Annotated in this window: 22 protein-coding genes; 14 read left to right on the top strand and 8 right to left on the bottom strand. The window is 32.5% G+C overall.

The genetic code is table 11. The features are described 5' to 3' along the window. Position 1: 1 nt before the first annotated feature. Both AC1DKZ_RS13875 and AC1DKZ_RS13870 read left to right on the top strand, forming a co-directional pair. The gene (locus AC1DKZ_RS13875; protein ID WP_002087631.1) at positions 2-280 is read left to right on the top strand and encodes a hypothetical protein; all 279 of its coding nucleotides are present in this window, start codon (positions 2-4) and stop codon (positions 278-280) included. A gap of 410 nt (positions 281-690) precedes the next feature. Beyond that, positions 691-915, top strand: coding sequence for a hemolysin XhlA family protein (locus AC1DKZ_RS13870; protein ID WP_476996456.1), 225 nt, complete (start codon positions 691-693; stop codon positions 913-915). Between the two features lie 66 nt (positions 916-981). Here the strand turns inward: AC1DKZ_RS13870 and AC1DKZ_RS13865 are convergent, their stop codons facing one another. Continuing rightward, a complete protein-coding gene (locus tag AC1DKZ_RS13865; protein WP_476996455.1) occupies positions 982-1,548 on the bottom strand; it encodes a DUF5823 family protein in 567 nt (188 codons plus the stop codon). A 365-nt stretch (positions 1,549-1,913) separates the two neighbouring features. Between AC1DKZ_RS13865 and AC1DKZ_RS13860 the strand changes: the two genes are divergently transcribed. The 3 genes from AC1DKZ_RS13860 (at position 1,914) to AC1DKZ_RS13850 (ending at position 5,726) form a co-directional block, all read left to right on the top strand. Further along, positions 1,914-3,113: a multidrug effflux MFS transporter gene (locus AC1DKZ_RS13860; RefSeq protein WP_476996454.1), complete on the top strand. Its 1,200-nt coding sequence runs from the start codon at positions 1,914-1,916 to the stop codon at positions 3,111-3,113. A 137-nt stretch (positions 3,114-3,250) separates the two neighbouring features. Beyond that, positions 3,251-3,799, top strand: coding sequence for a hypothetical protein (locus tag AC1DKZ_RS13855; protein ID WP_476996453.1), 549 nt, complete (start codon positions 3,251-3,253; stop codon positions 3,797-3,799). 535 nt (positions 3,800-4,334) lie between these two features. Next, positions 4,335-5,726 carry an amino acid permease gene (locus tag AC1DKZ_RS13850; RefSeq protein WP_219303225.1) on the top strand — a complete coding sequence of 464 codons (1,392 nt, stop codon included), beginning with the start codon at positions 4,335-4,337 and terminating at the stop codon, positions 5,724-5,726. A 48-nt stretch (positions 5,727-5,774) separates the two neighbouring features. On the opposite strand, the gene AC1DKZ_RS13845 is transcribed toward AC1DKZ_RS13850, so the two are convergent. Next, positions 5,775-6,794 carry a zinc-binding alcohol dehydrogenase family protein gene (locus AC1DKZ_RS13845; RefSeq protein WP_476996452.1) on the bottom strand — a complete coding sequence of 340 codons (1,020 nt, stop codon included), beginning with the start codon at positions 6,792-6,794 and terminating at the stop codon, positions 5,775-5,777. A 307-nt stretch (positions 6,795-7,101) separates the two neighbouring features. Here AC1DKZ_RS13845 and AC1DKZ_RS13840 point away from each other — a divergent pair, with 307 nt between their 5' ends. The 4 genes from AC1DKZ_RS13840 (at position 7,102) to aiiA (ending at position 10,018) form a co-directional block, all read left to right on the top strand. Continuing rightward, entirely contained in the window at positions 7,102-7,431 is a 330-nt protein-coding gene (locus AC1DKZ_RS13840; protein ID WP_002137567.1) for a PadR family transcriptional regulator, read from the top strand. Further along, on the top strand, positions 7,418-7,981 hold the full coding sequence (locus tag AC1DKZ_RS13835) for an HAAS signaling domain-containing protein (RefSeq protein WP_002137566.1): 564 nt from the start codon (positions 7,418-7,420) through the stop codon (positions 7,979-7,981). The genes AC1DKZ_RS13840 and AC1DKZ_RS13835 overlap by 14 nt, the downstream gene beginning before the upstream one ends. Continuing rightward, positions 7,971-8,843, top strand: coding sequence for a DUF4097 family beta strand repeat-containing protein (locus AC1DKZ_RS13830; protein WP_476996451.1), 873 nt, complete (start codon positions 7,971-7,973; stop codon positions 8,841-8,843). The genes AC1DKZ_RS13835 and AC1DKZ_RS13830 overlap by 11 nt, the downstream gene beginning before the upstream one ends. Positions 8,844-9,265: 422 nt before the next feature. Continuing rightward, on the top strand, positions 9,266-10,018 hold the full coding sequence (aiiA, locus tag AC1DKZ_RS13825; protein WP_476996450.1) for a quorum-quenching N-acyl homoserine lactonase AiiA: 753 nt from the start codon (positions 9,266-9,268) through the stop codon (positions 10,016-10,018). Positions 10,019-10,059: 41 nt separating this feature from the next. On the opposite strand, the gene AC1DKZ_RS13820 is transcribed toward aiiA, so the two are convergent. The 3 genes from AC1DKZ_RS13820 to AC1DKZ_RS13810 form a co-directional block, all read right to left on the bottom strand. After that, positions 10,060-10,539: a hypothetical protein gene (locus tag AC1DKZ_RS13820; protein WP_002128384.1), complete on the bottom strand. Its 480-nt coding sequence runs from the start codon at positions 10,537-10,539 to the stop codon at positions 10,060-10,062. Positions 10,540-10,643: 104 nt separating this feature from the next. Continuing rightward, positions 10,644-11,108, bottom strand: coding sequence for a DMT family transporter (locus AC1DKZ_RS13815; RefSeq protein ID WP_016100928.1), 465 nt, complete (start codon positions 11,106-11,108; stop codon positions 10,644-10,646). Between the two features lie 13 nt (positions 11,109-11,121). Then, positions 11,122-11,568 (bottom strand): DMT family transporter, encoded by a 447-nt coding sequence (locus tag AC1DKZ_RS13810; protein ID WP_476996449.1) that lies wholly within the window; start codon positions 11,566-11,568, stop codon positions 11,122-11,124. Positions 11,569-11,676: 108 nt separating this feature from the next. Here AC1DKZ_RS13810 and yeiL point away from each other — a divergent pair, with 108 nt between their 5' ends. After that, complete coding sequence (gene yeiL / locus AC1DKZ_RS13805) at positions 11,677-12,369, top strand: transcriptional regulator YeiL (protein WP_476996448.1); 693 nt, start codon at positions 11,677-11,679, stop codon at positions 12,367-12,369. A 588-nt stretch (positions 12,370-12,957) separates the two neighbouring features. Then, positions 12,958-13,206, top strand: a complete 249-nt coding sequence (locus tag AC1DKZ_RS13800) for a hypothetical protein (protein ID WP_002087603.1) — start codon at positions 12,958-12,960, stop codon at positions 13,204-13,206. 48 nt (positions 13,207-13,254) lie between these two features. On the opposite strand, the gene AC1DKZ_RS13795 is transcribed toward AC1DKZ_RS13800, so the two are convergent. Both AC1DKZ_RS13795 and AC1DKZ_RS13790 read right to left on the bottom strand, forming a co-directional pair. Then, a complete protein-coding gene (locus AC1DKZ_RS13795; protein WP_476996447.1) occupies positions 13,255-14,292 on the bottom strand; it encodes a serine hydrolase domain-containing protein in 1,038 nt (345 codons plus the stop codon). Between the two features lie 152 nt (positions 14,293-14,444). Next, complete coding sequence (locus AC1DKZ_RS13790; RefSeq protein WP_431183177.1) at positions 14,445-14,648, bottom strand: hypothetical protein; 204 nt, start codon at positions 14,646-14,648, stop codon at positions 14,445-14,447. Between the two features lie 182 nt (positions 14,649-14,830). Between AC1DKZ_RS13790 and AC1DKZ_RS13785 the strand changes: the two genes are divergently transcribed. After that, on the top strand, positions 14,831-15,112 hold the full coding sequence (locus tag AC1DKZ_RS13785; RefSeq protein WP_404444270.1) for a hypothetical protein: 282 nt from the start codon (positions 14,831-14,833) through the stop codon (positions 15,110-15,112). Positions 15,113-15,140: 28 nt separating this feature from the next. On the opposite strand, the gene AC1DKZ_RS13780 is transcribed toward AC1DKZ_RS13785, so the two are convergent. Next, positions 15,141-15,431 (bottom strand): DUF3784 domain-containing protein, encoded by a 291-nt coding sequence (locus AC1DKZ_RS13780; protein WP_476996446.1) that lies wholly within the window; start codon positions 15,429-15,431, stop codon positions 15,141-15,143. A 122-nt stretch (positions 15,432-15,553) separates the two neighbouring features. Between AC1DKZ_RS13780 and AC1DKZ_RS13775 the strand changes: the two genes are divergently transcribed. Then, positions 15,554-15,835, top strand: coding sequence for a MazG nucleotide pyrophosphohydrolase domain-containing protein (locus tag AC1DKZ_RS13775; protein ID WP_219303217.1), 282 nt, complete (start codon positions 15,554-15,556; stop codon positions 15,833-15,835). A 143-nt stretch (positions 15,836-15,978) separates the two neighbouring features. Continuing rightward, the gene (bla2, locus tag AC1DKZ_RS13770) at positions 15,979-16,752 is read left to right on the top strand and encodes a BcII family subclass B1 metallo-beta-lactamase (protein WP_002137546.1); all 774 of its coding nucleotides are present in this window, start codon (positions 15,979-15,981) and stop codon (positions 16,750-16,752) included. Positions 16,753-17,118 lie beyond the last annotated feature (366 nt).

The following is a 17,118-nucleotide window of genomic DNA, read 5'->3' as shown; positions in this document are numbered from 1 at the left end:
TATGAAGATTAAATTTGCTGTAATAAAAGATGAAAATTTTGATTTTAGTCTATTAGAAACAAAATTATTGAAAACCTTTAAAGAAGTGGATAGTAAAGCTGATATTGTAAAAGTTGAGGATGAAATTTTTGAAAATAATGCTATTCAAACACATTTAGTGGAAATCAGCATTAATGTTCATGGGAAAAATATCGGATATAGATCTGCTTCAGCTAGTATATTTCTTGTACTAGAGAGTTTATCAATACAGCTAGTTCATATTAATATTAGTATACATTAAGTAGCTAAAAAAGATGATTTTTAAGAAGAGAATACTTACTATATTGAGTTTTAAATGTGAGAATGGTGATTTAAATAATAGTAATTATCGTAGGTGCTACCGCATGTTGGATTGCATCTTGTTTGTTGTTAAAAAAATAAAAAAGGCTTTAAATATGCTACAGGTCTTTATGAAACGGCATATAAAGAGTACTTAGAATACATTATTAAAGTGGGATAATGAGATTTCTTTTTATACCACATATTATCTAAACGAAGACTTATATATAGGAGAATGGAAACGTGTAAGTAATTCAATTAGATTGTACAAATAATTTGGTGTGCGGATATACGGAATGTATTCACAGGTAAGAGGGTTGTCTCATAATATATATAGTTTTTTCTATTGAGATGAACAGATGGTGTGAATATATGGAAGATGTTTACGCTAAAATTGACTGTCTCAAGGCGGAGCAAAAAGAAATTATGAGAGACATTCGTAATTTAGAAACGCGTACCACTATTAATGAGAAAGACATAGCAACAATCAATAAGCAATTGGAAAAAATAAGTACAAACATAACTTGGATTTTGCGAATTATTATAAGTGCAATAGTAATGTCAGTTTTGGGGTTGATATTAAAAGGGATGATTTAATCTTGTGAAATAGGACGATATAAAAGAAAGAGGGGAGCTTCCCCTTTCTTTTATGTAAATGAGAAGCTATAAATTTTCCGTTTCTTTTTTATCTGCATATTTTTCCTCTAAGGAAATTAATAGAGGAATTGATATAGTTACAAGAATGATTAAAGTGGTTATAAAAGATTTAGAAAGAGAAAAAGAACCTTCGATTAAAGGTGATAAAAACTTGAATGAAAGTATACTTGTTATTAAGGAAACTACTAAAAAGCTAAAAAGAGACACATTTTTATTTTTGATAGATGTTTCTATAAAATCTTTAAGACAGCTTATGACGACAAATATAGTTAATATAATAAGAGAAATAAAATAATGTGTTAAATTTGTCATACTAATAGTAGAGTCGTCTATTATGTAAGCAAGTAACTTAGATACTAACATACCTCCAAACAATAAAATAATAAAAGCAAGTAATCCTTCTGATATATAAGTGCTGAAATTATCTTTCTTGTTAAATAGTTTATAGTTTAGAGTAGATTGGATTATTTGAATTAGGAATAGGGTAATAATCCATACATAATATACAAGTGGTAATTCTCTTGAGAAGAGAGCAATTAGGAAATTTATTACTGTCCTTAAAATTTCAATCATTACAAAAGTCCTCCTGTTTGTAAGCTTTACGACATTACAAATATGCTAGTCTATCATGCAATAATTCGATCTATCAATTCAAACTATTCCTAATTATTCCATAAAATAGTGACGGTATCAAGTTATCCTTCTAACAAATCCTCCAAAGCTCAATACTAGAAAAAGAAACGCAATATGTAATATAATTGAAAAAGTATATTTTAAAATCAATGTTAATATTACCCTCCTATAAGTATTAACATACGTAATTGAGGTGTTTTGTTTGTTGTTTTATGATCGAATTTCTATAATGGCCCCTCCTGTTCCGTAGCTAAGGAAAGTCTATTCATTTCTGAGATTTTCAAAGTTATAGGAGGGTATTAAAAGTGAAAAAAGTCTCAGTACCATCACTTTGGTTAATGATTATTCTTGTGGCATTTCCACAAATTAGTGAAACAATTTACACACCGTCTTTACCAGATATTTCAAAGGCGTTGCACGTAAGTAATAATGAGGTACAGTTAACGCTTAGTGTTTATTTTGCTGGATTTGCTTTAGGTGTATTTTTTATTGGATGGTTATCAGATATAATTGGTCGTCGCCCAGCAATGTTATTTGGAATTGTAGTATATGGCGCTGGAAGTTTCTTATGCTATATTGCAAATTCTATTGAATTTTTATTGTTTAGTCGTTTTATTCAAGCATTTGGAGCGAGTGCTGGTTCAGTTGTGACACAAACGATTCTTCGTGAAAGTGTAGAGGGGCATAAACGTCATGTTATGTTTGCTCAAATTTCGGCAGTCATTGCTTTTACACCAGCGATAGGTCCACTAATTGGGGGCTTTCTTGATCAAATGTTTGGATTTAAAATAGTATTTTTGAGTTTAGTTGTTATGAGTGTTGGGATTTTGTTATATACGTTTGTTTCTCTTCCGGAAACAAAAACGGAATCAGTAACGGATAAAATAAATGTGTTTTCAGTAGCGAAAAGGTTGATTACAAATCCGAAAGTAGTAACGTATGGATTATTAATTGGAGGAGCAAATGGTGTTTTATTTAGCTACTATGCAGAAGCGCCGTTTATCTTTATTGAATACTTTCAGTTATCGCCTAGTATGTACGGATTTCTAGGAATTGTTGTTGCGTCTGCTTCTATTATTGGAGCGAAAGTTTCAAAGCGGTTACTTGCTACTTATAAACCAGAGAAAATTATATATATCGGTTGTCTTGTAATGGCAGGAGGAGCTATCCTCTTAACTGTTATTACTTCATTTGGATCAAATCCAAACATAATATATATGACCGGATTTTTAGTAGCGATGTTTATATTGCTATTAGGAATTGGGGTAGCATTACCTAACTGTTTAAGTTTAGCATTAGTAGATTTTCAAGATGTCATTGGTACAGCTGGAGCATTATTTAGCTTAGGGTACTATGTAATTGTAACAATGACAATTTTGGGAATGAGTCAGCTGCATACGGGCTCGTTGATGGTGATGCCACTTTATTTTCTTGTTATTGTAGTTATAATGATGGTGTTTACTAAGGTGTTTATTTTTGGTAAACAAACTTCAAAAATGATTTAAATATGAAATCGTAAAAGAGTCTCATTTTTTAATGAGACTCTTTTATATTTTATGAACATAACTATAGGTATGAATATGTAATTAATATTAAAATATAGCAAAGTTGTATAGTTATAGTTATTGGGGAGGGTGAAAATATGTTAATGAACCTAGTATGCGCTCTACTAATCATTTCCGGACTTAGTATAGTTGTAAGAAAAACTTTCATTTTAAATCATTATCTATGTAATTTAATTACATTCTTTTGTGCTTATATGACATCATCTACCTACGTATTAGAGCAACTTTCGTTAACAAAAACCATATTGATACTATGTTTGTTGCTGATAACTTTTATTCTTATATACTCACATTTCGAGATTAGAGGGCTCGATTTTAACGATTATACGGTATTTAATCTAGCTTCTAGCCGAGTGAATATATTAGTGAAAGACGGGTTAACCGAAGCGAACATAGAATTTACATTGGATAAAAATAATATATATTTATCAGGATCTCCTGTTAAAATTCGAATATTGAATAGACCATTACATACAACTAATATTTTATTTAGAAAATGCCCAGAGGATATAAAGACAAAAATTAAAGGTATTATTAAGGAGAAGATAAAAGCTGAGGAGAAGAGTTTTCCTCTTTCCGGTGTATTGTTGATTATTTTAAGTGCGGTTATATTTTTCTTAAAGTAGGAGATGGGAAAGAGAATTTTCAGCTGTGATAATGGGATAATTAAGAAAAGTAGAAGTTAGTGACTTTGTAGTTCTACTAATATATTAAATTTCTGCGTGATACGTTAATCGCATGTGTAAGCAATTACAGTACAAACTATAAAGAGTGAAGTATATACAGTATGAAACCGAGGCGGATATTTTCTCCTCGGTTATTTATATTGTAATAACATTCATACCGGAATCATATTGAATAGATGTATTTTATTGTTAATTTAGTTAAAAATTAATCAAACTAATATATAATAATTTACCGAAAAAATAATTGAACTTTTCAGATAAATGAATTAATATGAAGTGAGCAATTTTAAATTTTATAGAAAATAGGAAGATGAGGGGTTTTGGAAATTTTATAAGAGGCAAAATGAGATTTTAGGATAGCTTTAAAGTTAGTCTAAAATGACGTTTGTTTCATCATTTTCAGGGCCAAACAGGAATTAGGGTACACCATCTTACTTTAAATGCGGCTATGAATCATCTAAGAGGGGGAAATGAAGTGGCAAACAAAGAATTGAAACGAGGTTTAGAAGCACGTCATATTCAAATGATTGCTTTAGGCGGAACAATTGGTGTTGGTTTGTTTATGGGGTCAGCCAGCACGATTAAATGGACGGGTCCGTCAGTAATGCTTGCATATGCAATCGCAGGTGTTTTCATCTTCTTCATTATGCGTGCCATGGGAGAAATGTTGTATATGGAGCCAAGCACAGGTTCATTTGCGACATTTGGTCACAAATATATTCATCCGTTAGCTGGTTATATGACAGCGTGGAGTAACTGGTTTCAGTGGGTTATTGTTGGGATGTCAGAGATTATCGCAGTTGGAGCGTATATGAAATATTGGTTCCCGGATTTACCAGCTTGGATACCTGGTATTATCGCGATGGTTATTCTTGGTGCGGCTAACTTAATTTCTGTTAAGTCATTTGGTGAATTTGAATTTTGGTTTGCGATGATTAAAATCGTTACGATTCTATTAATGATTATTGCGGGATTTGGACTTATTTTCTTTGGAATTGGTAACGGCGGAGAAGCGATTGGCATATCTAATCTTTGGGCAAACGGCGGTTTCTTTACAGGTGGTTTTTCAGGATTCTTCTTTGCATTATCACTTGTAGTTGGAGCGTATCAAGGTGTGGAATTAATCGGGATTACTGCTGGTGAAGCGAAAGATCCGAAGAAGACACTTACTAGAGCAATTCAAAGTACAATTTGGCGTATTTTAATTTTCTATATTGGTGCTATTTTCGTTATTGTAACTGTTTATCCTTGGGATCAATTAAGTTCAATTGGTAGTCCGTTCGTAGCGACTTTTGCGAAAGTTGGTATTACGGCAGCTGCGGGACTTATTAACTTCGTTGTTATTACAGCCGCAATGTCTGGTTGTAACAGTGGTATTTATAGTGCTGGACGTATGCTTTATACACTAGGTGTAAATGGACAAGCACCGAAATACTTTACGAAGATCTCTAATAACGGTGTACCTTTATTCGGTACAGTTGGTGTAATTATCGGTTTAGCGGTTGGTGTTGTTTTAAGTTATATTGCACCGAAAAACTTATTCGTATATGTATATAGTGCGAGTGTACTTCCTGGTATGGTGCCATGGTTTGTCATTTTAATTAGTCAAATTCGTTTTAGAAAAGAAAAGGGAGCAGAGATGAAAGATCATCCATTCAAAATGCCATTTGCTCCTGTTACAAACTATTTGACGATAGCCTTTTTAATTATGGTATTAATCGGAATGTGGTTTAACGATGATACACGTATTTCACTAATTGTAGGTATTGTTTTCTTAGCTATCGTAACAATTAGTTTCTATGCTTTCGGAATAGGGAAACGAGCTCCGTTAGACGTTAAAAATGATCAAGAGATTTCAAGTAAATAAAGATAGTAAAAAGTCCGATTTCCCGTTTAGAAATCGGACTTTTTATTATTAAAATTTCTCTACAACGATCTTTCCAATTGTACGCCCACTTTCAAGTTGTGCATGTGCTTTCTTTATGTTTTCAGCGTTAATTGGTGTGAATGTTTCATTTAATGTAGTCTTTAAAATACCTTCATCTAATAGCTCGCTTACTTTATTTAATAGTTCGTGCTGCGTACTCATATCACCAGTTTCATACATCGCTTTTGTAAACATAAACTCCCAAACGAATGTAGCACTTTTACTTTTTAAAATTCCCATCTCAAGAGGGTGTTCATTTTCTACGATAGAGCAAATTTTACCTTGTGGTTTAATGATGTCACCCATCGCGTGCCAATGCTGATCAGTATTGTTTAAGCAGAAGATATAATCTACATCTTTTAGCCCAAATTCTAATATTTGATCTTTTAAAGGTTGGTGATGATTAACTATATAATCGGCACCGAATTTTTCCACCCAGTGTATAGTTTCGTTGCGGGATGCGGTTGCGATTGCGTTTAGTCCAGCCCATTTAGCTAACTGAATAGCAATCGAGCCAACACCACCAGCTCCGCCGATAATTAAAATGTTTTTAAATGAATTTTCATCTTTCTTATTATAATCAATCCCTAAACGTTCAAACAAACCTTCCCATGCGGTAATGGCTGTTAAAGGAAGTGCTGCAGATTCAGCATCACTTAACGTTTTTGGTTTTTTACCAACAATTCTTTCATCAACTAAATGGTATTCACTGTATGTACCTTGCCTTGTAATGCTTCCAGCGTAAAACACTTCATCGCCTTCTTTAAATAACGTACAACCATCGCCTGTTTGCACAACAACACCACTAGCATCCCAGCCAAGTATTTTTGCTATATCTTCTTTTTTATCTTTCGGAGATCGAACTTTTGTATCAACTGGATTAACGGAAATAGCGTTAATCTTTACAAGTATATCTCTTCCTGTGGCAACAGGTCTTTCAACTTCAATATCAATTAAACTGTTTTCTTCTTCAATAGGTAAGTATTCATGTAAACCAATTGCTTTCATTTTTATTCCCTCCATTAAAGTAAGAGTCTTTTTCTCTTTTATTATAGTAGGTAAAGTGTCATTATGTAAAAAAGTTGGGTCCTTTCCATTTTGTTAAAGGCTTGTTTCAACCTCATTTAGAACTTTGTAACTGGAGAGGAGCCATCGTTTTGATTTTATAAGCGTCGGATGAAAGGTATACTTATTTTTCCAGTGTACCTTGCAATGAACAATACCAAGTGTTATATTATACTTGTAGTTACTTATTATAAAACAGTACTAAACAATAAATAGTAGTAGATGCCAATTAGAATAGGGTGAATGAATATTGAATGTACAATTTAAAAAAGGAGTTTTAGAACTTTGTGTTCTTGTCTTACTTGATAAGCAAGACCGTTATGGGTATGAATTAGTTCGGAGTATTTCCAATCAAATTGAAATATCAGAAGGGTCTGTTTATCCTCTACTTCGTAGATTAACTAAAGAAGAATATTTTACAACGTATTTACAGGAGTCTTCAGAAGGGCCTTCAAGGAAGTATTATAAACTGACGGATAAAGGTAGAACGTATTTGTATCAACTTTTGGAGGAATGGAATGAGTTTTCACAAGGTGTCAATCAATTAATAAAAGAAGGTGTACGTAATGACGAAAAATAAATTTTTACAACAATTAAATGCATCTCTAAAAAGATTATCTGAAAAAGAGCGTGCAGATATTTTAAAAGATTATGAAGAACATTTTACTTTCGGATTAGAGGAAGGGAAAAGTGAAGAAGAAATTGTAGCTTCATTAGGTTCTCCAGCTCAAATCGCCAAAGAGTTATTAGCAGATTATCATATTGAGAAAGTAACAGCAAGTGCAACAACAGGAAATGTTTTTCGGGCAATTTGGGCAGTAATTGGATTAGGTTTTTTCAATTTGTTAATCGTGCTTGGACCTGCAATTACATTAGCGGCATTGATTTTTTCAGGATGGGTTCTAGGAATCTCATTTTTAGGTTCACCATTACTTGTTCTAGTTGATACTATTATACATCCAAATACATTCTTGTTATTTAATCTTTTCGTTTCTTTAGCACTTTGTGGACTTGGATATTTCATTGTAATTGCTATGTTATTTTTAACGAAGCTAGCAAAGAATGGATTTGTTCGTTATTTAAAGTTCAATATAGCACTAGTAAAAGGTGGTTTTAAGCATGATAAATAAAAAGAAACTTTCAATCATTGCAGGTATTATTTTCATTATTGGGATTGTGGGAAGTCTATTCACTTATCGTTCAATTGCCACAGTACCAATTTCAGAAGAAAAGGTCATTAACAATAATAATGTGTCAAGTGTCATTATCGATACGAATAACGTGCGTGTTAACATCAATCCTATAACAGAAAGTAACATGAAAGTAACATTAGATGGGGAAGTTAATCCTAACATAAAAAGAACATTAGCTACGGATGAAAAAGGTTCAACGCTTCTCATTTCTTACAAAGAAAAACAACAGAGTTGGTTCAACTTCAACATTTCTGAAGTATTGGTCCCATTAACATTAAATGTCTATCTGCCTGAAAAACAATATGATTCATTAAAAATTTCCAATAACAATGGTTACGTTTCTGCAAAACAACAAAATACAACGCATTTTGATATCAATACAAGCAATGGGCGTGTTGAATTAAGAGAGATCAATTCGCAAAAAATTAATGCGGAAACAAATAATGGAAGTATGGACTTTAAAGATATAACGGCGCAAAATATTCATGTGAAATCGAATAATGGACGAATAATGCTAGATCATGTTGAAGGTGAACTAGAAGGGCAATCTAAAAACGGAAGTCTTTCTCTTAAAACAAATGAACTTGATCGAAATCTCAATTTTACGACTCATAATGGCAAGATTAATATTGAAACTGAAAAAGAACCAACTAATGTTCAATTTAATGTCTCTGTCGACAATGGAAAAGCGAATATCCTGAATAAATATAATGGAAATGCCGTTATTGGGAAGGGAGAAAATCAAATTAAATTAAACACACATAACGGAAGTATTTCAGTGAAAAAGCATGGAAACTAAAGTAGCATATTACTCTTGAAAATTTTCGCTCATCACATATAAAGAGCATGCAAATCAATAATAAATAAGCAAAATAGCCGACTCCTTTTTTAAAACATGTAGGTAGTCGGTTATTTTATGTCCAAAATTCGTTTTAACGTCTTGGTTTCGACGACTCAATCAATTCCCTGAAAATATCAAATATATTCTGTTTTCAGGGAATTGTAGTGTTATTATAAGAAAAAGTGATACTTTTATCTTATATACTTAAAGGAGGATTGGATTTCTGCATAGGCTTTCCAGTATCACTGGATTTGGAATGAAAAGTTGTGAACAATTGAAAAGATAATAGTTGAAATAATGAAAGGTGAGAAGGAGTTTATTTCTCATAAGCGAAATATAGTATTGTTTTATCCTAAATTATTTGTAAAGGTGGATACATAATGACGGTAAAAAAGCTTTATTTCGTCTCAGCAGGTCGTTGTATGTTGGATCATTCGTCTGTTAACAGTACATTAACACCAGGAAAATTATTAGACTTACCGGTTTGGTGTTATCTTTTGGAGACTGAAGAAGGACCTATTTTAGTAGATACAGGTATGCCAGAAAGTGCGATTAATAATGAAGGCCTTTTTAACGGTACATTTGTTGAAGGACAGATTTTACCGAAAATGACTGAAGAAGATAGAATCGTGAATATTTTAAAACGCGTTGGTTATGAGCCGGAAGACCTTCTGTATATTATTAGTTCTCACTTACATTTTGATCATGCAGGAGGAAATGGTGCTTTTACAAATACACCGATTATTGTGCAGCGTGCTGAATATGAGGCGGCACAACATAGTGAAGAATATATGAAAGAATGTATATTGCCGAATTTGAAATACAAGATCATTGAAGGGGATTATGAAGTCGTACCAGGAGTTCAATTATTGTATACACCAGGACATACTCCGGGGCATCAGTCGCTATTCATTGAGACAGAGAACTCTGGCCCAGTGTTATTAACGATCGATGCATCGTATACGAAAGAAAATTTTGAAGATGAAGTGCGGTTCGCTGGATTTGATTCGGAATTAGCTTTATCTTCAATTAAACGTTTAAAAGAAGTTGTTAGGAAAGAGAACCCAATTGTTTTCTTTGGACATGATATAGAGCAGGAAAAGAGTTGTAAAGTGTTCCCTGAATATATATAAATAGAAAAAGTCATGGGCCTAGTAGCTCATGACTTTTTCTATTAAATAACCTTTTTAAATAAGTTATATACTTTTTTTGAATTACCTTCATTTAATTGATAATAAGTAAGGTCTACGTCATCAGGAGTGTTTTGATGGGCAATCATAACTTCACTACTGTTGTTATCTACTATCCAAATTAAATATTGTTTATAAGTTCCATCTTGGAAAGTAATCCACATGTTACAATCTACTAAATCAGAACCTTCTTCATCTAGCGTTAAATCGCCTTTTTTTGCTGTATCCATACTGTTAATGAATGTTTTTAATTCATCTGTTTTTGTAAGGAAGATAGATTTTTTTGTCTTAAGCGACTCTACATGTATATCTTTTATTTCCTGTTTTCCTAAAAAAACAGGAGGTGCATTTGGGTCTCTTTGAGTTGAAATAATAGTAGCTTTCTTCTTTGGTTTACTTGCTGTATAGAGATCTTGAATAGATTTTCCAGAGTTTAAAAACCATACGGTTCCAAAAACAATCAATGCGCTACCTATCAATAAAATGATTTTCTTAATAGGGTATTCTCCTCTCTATGGCTTCATGTGAAGAGCTTTTCYATTAATATATGATAGGTAAGCGTAAAGTATTATAGTTGAACGTGGTTATGCTTCACGGTTTTTATAGGGCGATCAACGAGTAAATTGTAAGTAAGCCCTATTAATACGAGAAATCCACCGATAATTTTTCCGGTTGATAGTTCGTGTGACAGGAAGAAATCGATGATAGTCCCCGTAAACAATTGTCCGATAAAGATGAGTAACGTTAAATAAAATGCTGATATTTTAGGAGTAATATAGTTTGATAATGAGATGACGATAACGCCTACTAATCCGCCTAAGTATACAGCAATAGGTATGGATTGTAGCGTATGACTAGAAATATACAACGAATCTGAACTGAAAATTAAAAATAACATGGAGAAAAATAATCCAGTAATATAATTGAAAAATGTGCCTTCCCAATTTCCAATTTCCTTTGCTAAATTCGCGTTAATAATTCTAGCAACAACGATAGAAACACCAGCTAAAATAGCGATACAAATATATAACATTTTCTTACCTCCATTAATAAATTGTCATGACTATAATTCCAGAAGAGATGAATAATAATCCAATTAATTTTTTCTTATCAAACTTCGAAACTTTCATTCCTAATAAACCGAAATGATCAATAACTATGGAAGCGATGGATTGACCAAGTAAGCTTAATGCAATCGTAATAGAGGCACCAAGAGCAGAGAAACTTATATTATTAAAAAGAACAGTGAATACTCCAATTGCCCCAGCGCTATATAAAAAAAGTGGAATACCTTTATCGAAGCGGATTTTATTTTTGTTTATGATTAAAACGAAAATAACTGCAATTAAACCGACAAGGTGAATGACAACGCTTGCTGTATACTTGCCAATTAACTCAGATAAAATCCCGTTCAAAGGAAGCATAATGGCGATAAGCACGCCAATAAAGACAGAAAAAAAGTTATACAATGTAATATCCCCTTTATATTTCATATTTGTAATGACTGTATCATGCTGAAATTGTCTATTACTATGACATATGTCATAGTGGAAGAAGAAAATTTTAATTACAATGGGGATAGTTGTAAAGGCGGGGGAACTATGAAGAAAGTATGTAATTCTAATAAATTAGCAGAGTATATGAAACAAAATGATATCGATTCATTTTTTAGTAGTGATATGAAACCGTATATGGAACTTATATTTTTTAAAAAGAATGAGTTTATTTGTAGAGAAAATGAAGAGATAGATTATTTATATTTTTTTGTTGAAGGAAAAGCGAAAGCGTTTAATACATTAAGTAACGGGAAATCTGTATTATTATGTTTTTATGATAGTTTACAGTTACTGGGGGATGTAGAAGTAATTCACTCTCAAAAAACTGCTTCAAACGTACAAGTCATGGCAGACTCGTATTGTGTTGGCCTACCTTTAGGAAAAGTGAGAAACCAATTATTTCATGATGCGAAATTTTTACGATGTATTTGCGGATCGTTAGCACATAAATTAAATCGTCTTTCAAAAAATAGTACAATTAATTTACTATATCCACTTGAAAATAGACTTGCGAGTTACATGTTAGCAGCAGGGGAACGAGCGGCTCAGCATGGAAATAGAATTGTATTTAGTGGGAATTTAACGGAAACAGCTGAATTGTTAGGAACGAGTTATCGGCATTTATTACGAACATTAAATACCTTTTGTGATAAAGGGATAATACAGAAAAACAATGGATGCTTTGAAGTGATGAATGTGGATGTTTTGCGGGAATTGGCGGCGGATGTTTATAAATAGAATAATATTTTATGAGGAACGGGTTTAGGATTAGAAGTACTAAAAAATCCTTTATTAGATTGGAAAGTTGAGTTAAGGACTTGGCGAATAAAATAAAGAACTACTCTTTTATATTTTGGAGATATATTGTGTAGCAAAAAAATAGATCAGTAGCAACAGCTACTGATCATCCATATGTACATGAATTAGGAGAGGTCAAACATTTCAAACGTTTATTAGCTTTAGTATAATAGATTTTCATGGAATAAAAAACTGAAAATTATATTTTTTTGTTGAGAAAGTTTTTTGTATCGAAATATATAAAAAAACGGGGATTTCTATTGAAAGAAAATATGATATTTATCCCGCATTAACGGACAGTAAGATCCCCACCTCAAAATTCGGCATATGCGAGGAAGTTAGGTGAGAGATCAACTGCCCGTAAAAGCCCGATTGGTGAGGGCTAATAATCAGAGGGACAAAAGTCCCTCTGATTAAAGTTTCACTTTATATTTTAGTAAAGTATGATATAGTCTATATAAGATTGATTTCCTTAAAATATCTTTTTTGTATAGTAATTACATTCACAGTTGGGAAGGGGAACAGATTGTGAAGTTTGATGATCAACGTCTACTAGGAATACGATTAGGTTCTGTACTCATAACAGAAGAAAATCAATATTTAGTAATTAAGAAGAAAGATCATTATGCACTATTAAACATACATAATTTAGAATGCACACATGTCGAAGTGCAGTTAGAGCATATTGAAGAACTGCTGCATGAAGATTTCCAAGAAAGTATAACTGAAATTATCGCACCAGAACATATTAAAATTGTGGTGAAAAATGTTATATAAAGAAAGAAGCTGGGAGAATCAGCTTCTTTCTTTGTTTTACTTCGTTAATTATAAGGATAACATTTTTAAAATCTCACCAATAATCCCATCCTTTTGATGAACACCTAAATCCGAGTTCGTCATAATAACAGCGCCATTACCTCGGTATGGATTACATACCATCATACATTGAAATCCAACACCCCAGCCAAGTGAATGAATTTGTAAGTCTTCATTAGAATACTCTAGAAAAAGACCTAACCCAGTCCATTTGGTGCATCCTTGAGGAGAAAACATATCTTGTACTGTTTTTTGAGAAAGTTCCAGTTTGCTATTTCCTTTTAAGGAATGAATGAGTCCGAGTACTAAAGTTGATAAGTCAGTTGGTGTTGTCCAAACGCCTGAAGCTGCTGCGAATGGATAAAATGGATACTTCTCATTTGTTACAGTTCCATTTTTATTATGCCCGCAAGCAAAAGTATCGGTTTTATCTATGTCTTCGGGAGAGAAGAGTGTGCTATTTTTCATTTGTAGTGGCTGAAAAATAAATTCTTCAAGTAAAAGGTTGAACGATTTTCCAGTAATATCTTCAAGTAGTTGTTCGATAATACAAAAATTTGCGTCAGAGTAGTGGAATTGGCTTTCTGGTGCATAAGTTACTTCTATAGGTACTGGGCAATATAATGTTTTACCAGCAAGAAGTTCAGGGATTTTAGGTATTCCTTGTGCAAGTGTATAATGTTCAAAACTATTGGGAGGATCAATGATTCCAGATTGGTGACTTAATAAGTTTCGCAGCGTGACTTTTTTCTGTGAAGTAAATAGATTGGTAGGGATGTTCCAAGATGTGAGCCTATCATTTACGTCTTCATCTAAATGTACGATTCCTTGATCTGATAACGTTAGTACAAGCATTGAAGTGATGAATTTGCTAATAGAACAAGAATTGAATATGGAATCCGTAGTGACAGTTCTAGTTGTTCCAGATTCAAGTGTTCCGAAAGCAGTGGCTTCATCAAGTTTACCGTCACGTATAATGGCAAAGCTTAACCCTGAAACAGAATATTGGTTCATTTTCTCATATATATTGTTACTTTTTAAGTTCATAGTGACTCCTTTCTTTTAAAAACAGAATATTGATTTTATTATACATTGTTAATCTATGAAAGGTGATGTAAATGGAAGTAAAAGTTAGTTTTTAATACAGGGAAAGAGAATAAAAAGAAAACACCTCATCATTTTTGATGAAGTGCCCTCTGTTATTTTACAGAAATTCGCATTATAAATTGAAGTAATTTATCTCTATACATATACATTAGCCATAGAGTTGATATGTAGGAAATAAGTGCTCCTTTGTTTTCAAAAGGAGCATTGAAAACAAGCCAGCCAACGATATCAAATAACAAATGTAGTGCAATTGAAAGAACTACAAATTGTAGTAACGTCTTAAAAAATCTTTTCATAAAGTGTCCCCCTAAAATAAAAGGTTTTATCCCGCATTAACGGGCAGTAAAACTCCCACTGATTAAAGTTTCACTTTATCAACAGTGTTGTATATTACTATTATACATTAAATGTGTCCTGTGGTAAAATTTACATAAGTTACTTAAATAAAACATATGAAAGCTAGTGAGGAGGAATAGTCATGGAATTTTGGATGATCATACCGATAGCGGTCTTTGGGCTTATTTATATCGTTGAAAAATTAAATAAAATCGAAAAGAAAACGGATGCGTGTTTAAAGCGGATGGAAGATAGATTACAGCTAATTACGAAAGAAATGGGAATTATAGATAGAGAACCCGAAATTAATAAAGAGTTGCGGCAGCTTATGGAAGAAGGAAAAACAGTTACGGCAGTTAAGAGAGTAAGAGAAGCATTTGGTTTTTCAATACTAGAAGCGAAGCAATATGTTGATAAGTTATAAAAAGGTCATCCATTTGGGTGATCTTTTTTCACTGCACCATACGTGTATTTACATAAGCAGCTATTATAAAGTGTCCAATTATAATGATAGGAAATACGATTTTTGCATTAGGGGTAGTGAAGACACTACCAATTGTGGCGATAACACCAGCGGTTAAATTATAAAGACCAACTATCTTCGATAACTTAACTTTATCTGACACACGGCGTTCATTGAATCCTGATAAGAGCCAAGTGTATTGTTTTACTCCGATGAAATAAGCTAATGCAAATGAAATGATTGCTAGTATGAATAATGATGGAGAAGCGAAGAGAGTCATTGAGAACACCTCCGTTAATGGACTATAAATAAATTATAGTATGAATGTTATAATTTAACAAAATACATTTTTGATTTTAAGTTTATTAAAAATGAGATATTTACGATGAAGGGAGATTACATATGAATATTTCGGAATTCCAGCAATATGTATCGAGTTTCAGTAAAGAAAAAGGATTTCAAGATACAACAATTGAAGAGCGTACGATGTATGCGATGGCAGAATTAGGTGAATTAGCGGAAGTTATATTAAGGCGTGATAAAATACAAGATTCGAAAAGAGAGATTGGTTTAGAAATGTTTGATGTAATTTGGAATGTATGTGATTTAGCAAACAAGTTAGAAATTGATTTAGAGAAGGCATTCGAAGAAAAAATGATGATTAATAAAAAACGTGAATGGTAAAAGGAAAGTTAAAAAGCGCACAAAATTTTGTGCGCTTTTTATTAATGGTATGAAAAATATGTAAAAAAAGATGGAACAAACATTTGAGATGAACTGTCTAATATAGGTAATAACTATTTAGTTTGAAAGAAAGGGTGGAGAAAATGAAAAAGAATACATTATTAAAATTAGGGGTATGTGTTAGTTTGCTAGGAACAACTCAATTTGTTAGCACAATTTCTTCTGTGAAAGCGGAACAAAAGCTAGAGCAAAAAGTAATAAAGAATGAGACAGGAACTATTTCAATTTCTCAGTTAAATAAAAATGTATGGGTTCATACTGAGCTAGGTTATTTTAATGGAGTAGCAGTTCCTTCGAGTGGTCTAGTTCTTACTACTTCTAATGGGTTAGTACTTGTCGATTCTTCTTGGGATGATAAGTTAACGAAGGAACTAATAGAGATGGTAGAAAAGAAATTTAAGAAGCGCGTAACGGATGTTATTATTACACATGCGCATGCTGATCGAATTGGCGGAATTAAAACGTTGAAAGAAAGAGGCATTAAAGCGCATAGTACAGCATTAACTGCGGAACTAGCAAAGAAAAATGGATATGAAGAGCCACTTGGAGACTTACAAACAATTACGAATATGAAGTTTGGAAATATAAAAGTAGAAACGTTCTATCCAGGGAAAGGGCATACAGAAGATAATATTGTCGTATGGTTACCGCAATACAACATTTTAGCTGGAGGCTGTTTAGTGAAATCTGCGGAAGCTAAAGATTTAGGGAATGTTGCTGATGCATATGTAAATGAATGGTCCACATCGATTGAGAATGTGTTGAACCGATATGGAAATATGAACTTAGTAGTGCCTGGTCATGGAGAAGTAGGGGACAGAGGATTACTTTTACATACATTGGATTTGTTGAAATAAGAAACTGTGGGAATATAAAAGCGAGGAGAAATAATTTTCTCCTCGCTTTCTTCTAACTATATTTAAATGCGAAGCTATCAATTATGCCTGCATAAGTTACTGAGATTTTAATTCCAAGTATACAAATACCAGTACCGTCATAATTGCTATAACAACGTAAGTAACATCAAGCATTATAAGTGTCTTTAAAGTTTCAGTCATCCTAATTCACCCCTGGTATGAAAATGTAACATAATCTCTTATCAATCAGTTAAGAGATTATAAAGATAACGATGTACATGAAATTTCTTAAGTAGTTTTTATATAAATATATCATATAAATAATGTAAAAAATGTTAAGATGGTGTAAATGTATTGTAAATAAAG

Source organism: Bacillus sp. 05T21 (genome assembly GCF_056396785.1).
This window is presented reverse-complemented; position numbering and strand designations above follow the sequence as displayed.